Below are 9,060 nucleotides of genomic sequence, written 5' to 3'. Positions count from 1 at the left end.
TCGGACGCGGCGATGGAGATCACGACGGACGCGGTGCAGTTGCTGGGCGGGTACGGGTACACCCGGGACTATCCGGTGGAGCGGATGATGCGGGACGCGAAGATCACGCAGATCTACGAGGGCACCAACCAGGTCCAGCGGATCGTGATGGCCCGCAACCTCCCGTAACCCCACCCGACACCCCACCCCGACGTGCACCGACGGCGGGTCGGCCGGCCGCCCGGCCGTCGGTGCCGAGGCATCGTCCCGATGCTAAGTTCCGGTGAATGAGTGAGAAGGAAGAGCAGGACCAGTCCATGAATGACGGGCCCTCGAAGCCGGCGATGCGCGAGGCGCTGGTGGCCGCGGCCTTCGAGCTCTTCCTGGAGCGCGGCTTCGAACAGACGACCGTCGACGACATCGTCTCGCTGGCCGGCGTCGGCCGGCGCTCCTTCTTCCGCTACTTCCCGGCCAAGGAGGACGTGGTCTTCCCCGACCACGAGCGCAGCCTCGCCGAGATGACGGAGTTCCTGGATTCCGGCACCGGTGAGGAGGACCCGGTCAGGCACGCCTGCGACGCCGCCCGCCTGGTCCTGCGGATGTACGCCGAGCAGCCCTCCTTCTCCGTCCAGCGCTACCGCCTGACCCGCAAGGTGCCCGGCCTGCGCGCGTACGAGCTGTCCGTGGTCTGGCGCTACGAGCACACCCTGGCCGCCTATCTGCGCGGCCGCTTCGCCGACCGCCCCGACGGCCCGCTGCGTGCGGACGTGATCGCCGCGGCCGTCGTCTCCGCGCACAACCACGCCCTGCGCACCTGGTTGCGCTCGGGCGGGGAGAGCGACTGGGTGGCCGAGGTGGACGCGGCGATGGCCTTCGTCACCGGCACCTGGGGCGAGCGCCAGGGCGAGTCCGCCGAGGGCGAGTCCGACGACGTCGTGGTCCTGGTCGCCAGCCGCCGCGCGCCGCTGTGGCGGATGGTGCAGGGCATCGAGAGCGCGCTGGGCGCCGACGCCCGCCAGGTCTGACCCTCACCCGCACGGCGCAGCCGCGTCCGCCGTGGCCCCGGCCGACGGCCCGTGCGCCGTGCGGGGCGTCCGGCTCCGGGCGAGACTCGGTCCCGGGACGGCCCTCCCCGACGGCGGGCGGCCCGGGAGCGCGAGGGAGCGGCGATGCCGACGACGTCCCAGCAGCGGAGCAGCGGCCCGACCCTGCGCGAGGTGCTGCTGCACGAGGGCTACTTCCGCCTGTTGCTGGTCTCGGGGCTGGTCGGCGTCCCGGTCTCGCTGGCGGCCTTCGGCTTCGTCAGCCTGGAGCACGAGCTCCAGCAGTGGGTCTGGGAGAGCCTGCCGGAGACGCTCGGCCACCACCAGGCCCCCTGGTGGTGGCCGCTGCCCGCGCTGCTGCTGGCCGGCCTGCTGCTCGCCCCGATCGTGACCCGGCTGCCCGGGCACGGCGGTCACATCCCGGTCGACGGCTTCGGCGGCCCGCCCACGATGCCCGTCGCCGTCCCCGGGGTGGTGCTGGCCGCGCTCGCCTGTCTGCCGCTCGGCGTGGTGCTCGCCCTCGTGCTCTTCAAGGGGCTGGGCTGGTCGATCGCCCTCGGCGGCCTGCGCGGCGGCCCGATCTTCCCGGCGCTCCTGCTCGGTACGGCCCTCGGCACGGCCTGTGCGCCGCTGCCCGGCTTCGGTGCCGGGCCCGCCCTGGCGGTCGGCCTCGCGGCCTCGGGTGCCGCCGTCACCGGCCTGCCCGTCACCAGCACCGTCCTGGCCGCCGCGCTGCTCGGCGGCCAGGCTGCCGACGCGATGCCGCTGCTGATCGTGTCCACGGTGGCGGCCTTGATCACCGCGGAGTGGTTGCGCGGCCGGCGGAAGCGGGACGCCGCTCCGGCCGGCCGCGCGGAGGCGCCCGAGGTCAGCTGACGTCCGGGCCCGGGCCGTCCGCGACCGCGCCGAGGTACTGCTCGATCTGCTGCTGGTTCTCCACCAACCGCAGGCACAGGTGCCGCAGTTGGGCCATCTCCTCGGGGCTGAAGCCGCGGAACACGGCGGCCATCGCGCGCTCGGTGGGCACCCGGAACTCCTCCAGCCAGGCCAGACCTTCGGGCGTCGCGGTGACCAGCACAGCCCGCCGGTCGTTCGGGTCGGGGGAGCGGCGGGCCAGCCCCTCCCGCTCCAGGGTGTCCACCAGGCCGGTCGCGTTGCGCGGGCTCACCCCGCCGGCCCGGGCCAACTCGCCCACGGTCAGCCCCGCTTCACCCGCTTCACCCGCGGCCCCGAGCCGCACCAGCACATCCAGCGCCCCCGCGCTCAACCCCCGTCCCTGCGATCCGTGCGCCCGCAGCTTCTCCACCGCGTGGAACGCCGATCGTGCGGCGGCCGCGGCCTCCAGTGCCAGGGTGTCCCCGCCCTTGGTGAACGCGCCCATGGCCGTCCGCACCCTGCTGTCGTAGAGCCGGCCCTCGGCATCCCGCCCCAGCGGACCGGCCGACGACTCCATTGATTTATTTACCTGCTTCATAATGAAGTCATTCTGCACTTCGCGGGAATCCTGTCAAGGGGCGGCGGCCCGCCAACTCGGCCGCAGCGGAAGAGACTTCGGCGGAAGCCGGAGACGTGCTCGGCGGGAGCCCGTGGGCGTCGGGCCGCCGGGGGAGTGTCCTGTGCCGTGGGTCGGGCGGGGCCGTTGGAGTGTCGTGGGCCTGCTCCGGTCGAATGACCCCCACGGCAGTCGTCCGATATGTGTATCCGCTGGTCACTGCGGCGAGTCAGAGGCCGCGTCGGCCGGAGTGGGCGCCGTGTCGGTTGCGGCGGGATGTGGGGCGTGGCTCCCTGAGTCGGGGCGGGCCGATCGGTGCCGCCGCCACCTCAACCGGAAACTCCGCGGAGGAGATTTTCATGCGTGCTCTCAAGCGTGTCCTGGCCGTCGGTTCCCTCGCCGTCCCGCTCGTGATCGGCTGCGCCGGCCTGGCCTCGGCCCACGACGGCCTGGACGCGAGCTGGGGCAAGGGTCAGTTCATCGCCAATCAGAACGGTGCCGGTGTCGCCGGTTCCGAGTCCTCCGCCGGTCCCGGCGGCGTCTCGCACATCGACTTCTGGATCTGGGCGGACGACAACGGCGTCTCCGGCTCCTTCACGGGTTCGAGTGCCACCTGGAACCACGGGTGACAGTGAGTGACATAGGTTGCGAATCCCCCCGGAGTTCCCGCGAACTCCGGGGGGATTCGCCTGTGCCCGAAGCGGCGGTCCCGCCGTTCCGCGGGCTCGGAGGTCCCGGCCAACTGTTCCCGTACGGCGGGCCGTTGTATCGAGCCGTTCGCATGATGACTCCGTCGAGGGGCGGCTCCGCAGGGGTGGTCCGCGACAGGGGCCCGGTGGCGACGGAGGGTGGCGCGGAGTGACGCAGAGTGCTCCAGCCGACTGATCCTGTCAGATAGGCATACGAACGGTATTTCCGCTGGTGGGGGCGGCGATTCTGACGGGACGTGAGGCCGGACGGGTCGCGGTGCCGGTTGCGGCGGGATCCGGGGCGTGGCTCTCTGAATCGCGGCGGGGCTGAACGGCACCGCCACTCAACCCAGAAACTCCGTGGAGGAGATTTTCATGCGTGCTCTCAAGCGAGTCGTGGCTGTCGGCGCCCTCACCGTTCCGCTCATGCTCGGCTGCGCCGGCCTGGCCTCGGCTCACGGCGACATCGACGCGAACTACGGCAAGGGCTTCTTCACTGCCAACGAGGACGCCGCCGCCCTCGCGGCGGTCGAGTCCCACGTCGGCCACGACGGTGTCTCGCACGCCAGCTTCTGGATCATTGCGGAAGACGAGGGCGTCACCGGCTCCTTCACGGGTGCGGGTGCCACCTTCAACGACGAGGACGTCGCCCCCGCCGCCGCCCCGGCGGCCGAGGCTGCCGCTCCCGCGGCCGAGGCTCCCGCGGCCGCCCCGGCGACCGAGGTTGCTCCTGCCGCTGTCCCGGCGGCCGAGGTTGCGCCCGCGGCCGTCCCGGCGACCGAGGTTGCGCCCGCGGCTGCCGCTCCGGCGGCCGAGGCTCCGGCTGCCGCCGCCCCCGCTGCTGCCGCGCCCGCGGCCGAGGCGCCCGCCGCTGCCGCCCCCGCCGCCAGCCAGGGCTGACCGAATCCCGCCGATTTGGGCGTGACCCCGACACCGTCCCGTCGGGCCAGGCCCATCCGGATGCCCGGCCGGTACCCACCGGCCGGGCATCCGGCGTCCGGGCGTCCGACCGGTCGCGCCACGGCGGAGAACCGTGGCCGAAAAGCAGAAAGGCCCCAGATCAACTGGGGCCTTTCTTCGGTGTCCGAGGGGGGACTTGAACCCCCACGCCCGATAAAGGGCACTAGCACCTCAAGCTAGCGCGTCTGCCATTCCGCCACCCGGACCAGGTGTCGTCCTCGCGGCTTCCGATCTCTCGTCCGTCGCGCTGACAGATGTAACTGTAGCAAAGATCGGCTTGGGGTCCCAAAACGATTCCCGGTCGGCCGGTACGACCGGTGGCGGTGGCAAGGGGTGGCGTGTGGCGGGGGCGTGACCAGGGGGTTTCGGGAGTGCGCGGGGGGTGGATCGGGATCCGGGGCTGGGGGAGGATGGGCGGACGTGCTCGTACGGCCCGGGTGCAGGTCCTGGGGGTGGCGCGCTGGTGCGTCGGTGCGGGCCCAAGACGAGGAGTGACCGTGAGCGAGCGGAGCGAGTCGGCGGCACCGAAGGTGACGGCTGAGTCCGAGGTCGCCGAGATCTGTCGCGATCTGATCCGGATCGACACCAGCAACTACGGGGACGGCTCCGGCCCGGGGGAGCGGAAGGCGGCCGAGTACGTGGCCGAGCAGCTCGCCGAGTTCGGGCTCGAACCGAAGATCTTCGAGTCCGCCAAGGGCCGGGCCTCGACGGTGGTCCGGATCGAGGGCGAGGACCGCTCCCGTCCGGGCCTGCTGATCCACGGCCACACCGACGTGGTGCCGGCCAACGCCGCGGACTGGACCCACGACCCGTTCGGCGGCGAGATCGCGGACGGCTGCGTCTGGGGGCGCGGCGCGGTCGACATGAAGGACATGGACGCGATGACCCTGGCGGTCGTCCGCGACCGGCTGCGCACCGGGCGCAAGCCCCCGCGCGACATCGTGCTGGCCTTCCTCGCCGACGAGGAGGCCGGCGGCACCTACGGGGCGCGCTTCCTGGTGGACAAGCACCCGGGGCTGTTCGAGGGCGTGACCGAGGCGATCGGCGAGGTCGGCGGCTTCTCCTTCACGGTCAACGACCAGGTCCGCCTCTACCTGGTGGAGACGGCCGAGAAGGGCATGCACTGGATGCGCCTGACGGTCGAGGGCCGGGCCGGCCACGGCTCGATGGAGAACGACGACAACGCGATCACCGAGCTGTGCGAGGCGGTCGCCCGGCTCGGCCGGCACCAGTTCCCGCTGCGGATCACCAAGACCGTCCGGGCCTTCCTGGACGAGCTGTCGGACGCGCTCGGGGTCGAGCTGGACCCGGAGAACATGGACGAGACGCTGCGCGTGCTCGGCGGCATCGCCAAGATGATCGGCACCACGCTGCGCAACACCGCCCAGCCGACCATGCTCGGCGCCGGCTACAAGGTGAACGTGATCCCCGGTCAGGCCACCGCGCACGTGGACGGGCGCTTCCTGCCCGGCTACGAGGAGGAGTTCCTGGCCGAGCTGGACAGCGTGCTCGGCCCGCGCGTGAAGCGCGAGAGCCTGCACTCGGACAAGGCGATCGAGACCGGCTTCGACGGCGCCCTGGTGGAGGCGATGCAGACCGCGCTGCGCGCCGAGGACCCGATCGCCCGCGCGGTGCCGTACTGCCTGTCGGGCGGGACGGACGCCAAGTCGTTCCAGGACCTCGGCATCCGCTGCTTCGGCTTCGCGCCGCTCCAGCTGCCGCCGGAGCTGGACTTCGCCGGGATGTTCCACGGTGTGGACGAGCGGGTGCCGGTGGACGGCCTGAAGTTCGGTGCCCGGGTGCTGGACCGGTTCATCGACGCCTGCTGAAGCCCCTGATCAGGCGACTGGGTCGGCCCGTTCCCGGAATGCCGGGGGCGGGCCGAGCGCATTGTCGGAGCTGATGATTGTGAGACGGGGAAAGGAAGATCGACAGAAGCGATTCTGCCGGAAATCTTAAGCTGATCATGTGTGCGAGACCTCACCGTTGCGGGTGAATGGGAGATCCGTTCCGTACCCCGTTTGCCGCAGCGTCGTTCATCCCTGTGCAGCCCGCCGAACGGGTTGCGTTGTCCATACAGGAGGAATGATGAAGGTCAAGAAGATCGCCGCTGTCGCCGCCGCCACCGGTGGTCTGGTGCTCGCCGCCGCCGGTGTCGCGTCCGCTCACGCCGGTGCCGAGGGCGTGGCCGCCGGCTCCCCGGGTGTCCTCTCGGGCAACCAGATCCAGGTTCCGGTGCACGTCCCGGTCAACCTCTGCGGCAACACCATCAGCGTCATCGGCGTGCTGAACCCGGCGTTCGGCAACCACTGCGCCAACGTCTGAGTCGACCTCCGGGCCGTCGAGGCCTGTTGAGCCGATTCGCAACCGGCCCCCGGGCGGCGGACGCGCCGCGCCGGGGGCGTTCGCGTTCCCGTCGGTCCGGTGCGGGCCGGACCCGCTCCGGGGTCCGGCGGCCGCCGGATACACGAGGTCCGACACGATCGCTCGATCGGGTGAAACCGATTCGTTCGGCTCAACCTCCCCGTTCGCCTCTCGTTAACTCGTGTGCAGCCGAAGCCCTTGCGTGATTTACGGATATACGGAAATTCCGACTTTTTTGAAGGTTCATGTCAAGGTCGACACGTCGTCTCGAAATGTCAGGGGAAAAAATGAGGAATGTAGCCAAGAAGGGGATCCTCACGGCGGTGGCCACGGGCAGCGTGCTGGCCTCGGCCGCCGGCTACGCCTATGCGGGAGGAGCCGAGGCGCAGGGGGGTGCCGTCGGTTCGTCCGGCGTCGTCTCGGGCAACTCGGTCCAGGTGCCGATCCAGGTGCCGATCAATGCCTGCGGCAATACGGTCGACGTGATCGGCTTGCTGAACCCGTCCTACGGCAACCACTGCGCCAACGTCAACGGCGGCGGGGGTCACCCGGCGTCCAAGCCCGTCCAGCACGGCCTGCCCGGCGGCTCGGGCGCCACCGGCGGCGGTCACTCCGACGGCAGCCGTCCCGCCGACGGCGTGGGCGGCGTCGACGGTTCCGGTACCGGCGCCGGCCAGGGTGCCAAGGTCCCGGGTTCCGCGGTCCCGGGTGCCACCGTGCCCGGCGCCTCGGTCCCGGGTGCCACAGTGCCGGGCGCGAGCGCCTCGGGCGTCGCGGCCAACTCGCCGGGCGTGCTCTCCGGCAACAGCGTCCAGGCGCCGGTGGACGTCCCGGTCAACGCCTGCGGCAACTCGGTCAACGTGGTCGGCGTCGGCAACCCGGCCTTCGGCAACGACTGCGTGAACGTGGCCAAGGTCGCTCCGAAGCCCACCCCGAAGCCGGTCGAGGGCTGCGTGGAGGCCTGCCCGACCCCGCCGAAGACCTCCTCCGAGGAGGTGACGAACGTCGCGCGCAACAGCGTGCCGCCCGTCGCGGCCGAGCAGGCCGTCGTGGCGCCCGCCAAGGCCGTCAAGGCCGCCACGGTCGCCCCGACCGCCCAGCTGGCCTCCACCGGCGCCGGCGGCGTCGAGCTGCTCGGTGCCGCCGGCCTCGCGCTGATGCTCGGCGGTGGCGTGCTCTACCGCCGGGCCCGGGCCGGAGTCCGCTGATCCGGTCGACCGGGGACGGGGGCGCGCGCTGAACCGGACGCGCGCGCACCCGTAGCGGGAACGACCCACCCGCGGCCGCCGGGCGAACGGGCGGCCGCGGGCGCGCGGAGGCTCGACGCGAGGCCCGCCCGGGGTGCCGGTGCCCCGCCCGTCACCAGCTCCGGACCTGCCGGATGATCCGCCGCTTCAGCCGGACCGTCCGGCTGCCGTCGGGGAACAGCTTGAGTCGGTCGAGCTCCCAGTGCCCGTACTCGGCGTGCTCGGTGAGCAGTTGGCGCGCCGCGTTGCGCGTGGTGCCGCGCGGCATGCGCAGGGACTGGTACTCGTACTCCGGCTGCCGGACCGGCTTCCGTGGGGTCAAAACGCTCCTCCTGGGGATCACCTTCGGGCAAGCCTACGGCCTGCCCCGGACGGTCGGCCCGGGTATTTCCGGCCGTCCCTCCCGCGCGGAGGCGGCGGCCGGAAGAGGCGTGACCCGGGCCGTCGGCTGACAGCGCATCAGTCCTGTTGCCACTGGGGAAGGGATACCCCGATCCCGGCGCGCGAAGCCGCACCCGGACGGCCCCGTCGAGTCCGGCGCGCGCCCTCCGCGCCCGTTTCGCGCCGGTGCCGCGTGGGGACGAAGTGGCACGGATCGGACATCAGGGGGGAAGTTGCGGTGAAAACGCGGGTGGAGGTGACAACCGCTGTGCGTACCGACACCGCGGGGAGATAGCGTCTGCACCATGTCTGATGCCGCGCAGCCCACCATTGCCGAGGTACGCGCCGCCGCTGAGGCGGTCAAGGCCGCCATCGATCGTCATCTGGAAGCGGTGTCAAGCCCCAACGCAGCCGATGATCCCGCCGTTACCGCCGCCTACGAGCAGCTCGCCACGGCGGCCATCGCCTACGACCAGCTCCTGTACGAGGCCTACGACGAGGTGACGCCCTTCGAGATCCCCGGGGACGAGGGCCCCGGCGGGTACCACGGCCCCGAACAGCCCGAGGCGATCAGTGTGTTGATCCGCCGCGACTACCACGTCGTCGACCCCGAGCGACTGCGTGCCCAGGCCGAGCGGCTGGACGAGTCGCTGACCCCGGGCGGAGCCGGAGCGGGCGGGGTGAACGCCGCGATCGGAGTGCTGTTCGGCGAGTACGAGCCCGACGAGATCGCCGCCCGCAGCGAGGAGTTCGGCCTGGAGGAGGCCGACTCGACGCTCTGGGTCGCGGCCACCGAGCCGACCGAGCCGGGCGAGTGGCTGCCCGAACCCTTCGAGCACGCCGACCCGCAGCTGCTGATCTGCCGGTTCGACGTGAGCGAGGTCTACGACGACGAGGATCCGGAC

11 protein-coding genes and 1 tRNA gene are annotated in these 9,060 nt (G+C 72.0%); 9 read left to right on the top strand and 3 right to left on the bottom strand.

Translation table 11 applies throughout. From position 1 onward, the window contains the following. The 3 genes from ACFVHV_RS42315 to ACFVHV_RS42305 all read left to right on the top strand — a co-directional run. Positions 1-168, top strand: a 168-nt coding sequence (locus ACFVHV_RS42315) for an acyl-CoA dehydrogenase family protein (protein ID WP_380359003.1), incomplete at its 5' end; no start/stop codon positions are given. Positions 169-266: 98 nt separating this feature from the next. Beyond that, positions 267-1,004 carry a TetR family transcriptional regulator gene (locus ACFVHV_RS42310; protein ID WP_359901257.1) on the top strand — a complete coding sequence of 246 codons (738 nt, stop codon included), beginning with the start codon at positions 267-269 and terminating at the stop codon, positions 1,002-1,004. 144 nt (positions 1,005-1,148) lie between these two features. Further along, on the top strand, positions 1,149-1,898 hold the full coding sequence (locus tag ACFVHV_RS42305) for a hypothetical protein (RefSeq protein ID WP_380359001.1): 750 nt from the start codon (positions 1,149-1,151) through the stop codon (positions 1,896-1,898). Here ACFVHV_RS42305 and ACFVHV_RS42300 read toward each other — a convergent pair. Next, positions 1,891-2,475: a MarR family transcriptional regulator gene (locus ACFVHV_RS42300; RefSeq protein WP_359901253.1), complete on the bottom strand. Its 585-nt coding sequence runs from the start codon at positions 2,473-2,475 to the stop codon at positions 1,891-1,893. The two genes, ACFVHV_RS42305 and ACFVHV_RS42300, sit on opposite strands and share 8 nt — an antisense overlap. A gap of 398 nt (positions 2,476-2,873) precedes the next feature. Between ACFVHV_RS42300 and ACFVHV_RS42295 the strand changes: the two genes are divergently transcribed. Then, positions 2,874-3,143 (top strand): hypothetical protein, encoded by a 270-nt coding sequence (locus ACFVHV_RS42295; protein WP_359901250.1) that lies wholly within the window; start codon positions 2,874-2,876, stop codon positions 3,141-3,143. 435 nt (positions 3,144-3,578) lie between these two features. Continuing rightward, positions 3,579-4,103, top strand: coding sequence for a hypothetical protein (locus ACFVHV_RS42290; protein WP_380358997.1), 525 nt, complete (start codon positions 3,579-3,581; stop codon positions 4,101-4,103). A 181-nt stretch (positions 4,104-4,284) separates the two neighbouring features. Here the strand turns inward: ACFVHV_RS42290 and ACFVHV_RS42285 are convergent. Further along, positions 4,285-4,369, bottom strand: a tRNA-Leu gene (locus tag ACFVHV_RS42285). Positions 4,370-4,660: 291 nt separating this feature from the next. Between ACFVHV_RS42285 and ACFVHV_RS42280 the strand changes: the two genes are divergently transcribed. The 3 genes from ACFVHV_RS42280 (at position 4,661) to ACFVHV_RS42270 (ending at position 7,735) form a co-directional block, all read left to right on the top strand. Then, entirely contained in the window at positions 4,661-5,992 is a 1,332-nt protein-coding gene (locus ACFVHV_RS42280; RefSeq protein ID WP_359901245.1) for a M20/M25/M40 family metallo-hydrolase, read from the top strand. Between the two features lie 256 nt (positions 5,993-6,248). Further along, entirely contained in the window at positions 6,249-6,488 is a 240-nt protein-coding gene (locus ACFVHV_RS42275) for a chaplin (RefSeq protein ID WP_359901243.1), read from the top strand. A 326-nt stretch (positions 6,489-6,814) separates the two neighbouring features. Then, the gene (locus ACFVHV_RS42270; protein ID WP_380358993.1) at positions 6,815-7,735 is read left to right on the top strand and encodes a chaplin; all 921 of its coding nucleotides are present in this window, start codon (positions 6,815-6,817) and stop codon (positions 7,733-7,735) included. A 151-nt stretch (positions 7,736-7,886) separates the two neighbouring features. Here ACFVHV_RS42270 and ACFVHV_RS42265 read toward each other — a convergent pair whose 3' ends face one another. Beyond that, positions 7,887-8,096, bottom strand: a complete 210-nt coding sequence (locus tag ACFVHV_RS42265) for a DUF5703 family protein (RefSeq protein ID WP_359901238.1) — start codon at positions 8,094-8,096, stop codon at positions 7,887-7,889. Between the two features lie 364 nt (positions 8,097-8,460). Here ACFVHV_RS42265 and ACFVHV_RS42260 point away from each other — a divergent pair. Continuing rightward, positions 8,461-9,060, top strand: a 600-nt coding sequence (locus tag ACFVHV_RS42260) for a hypothetical protein (protein ID WP_380358990.1), incomplete at its 3' end; no start/stop codon positions are given.

Origin of the sequence: Kitasatospora sp. NPDC127116 (assembly GCF_042677365.1) — a bacterium.
In the GTDB taxonomy this organism is placed as follows: Bacteria; Actinomycetota; Actinomycetes; order Streptomycetales; family Streptomycetaceae; genus Kitasatospora; species Kitasatospora lactacystinica.
The sequence above is the reverse complement of the archived record's forward strand: the minus strand, read 5'-3'. Positions and strand labels throughout refer to the sequence as shown.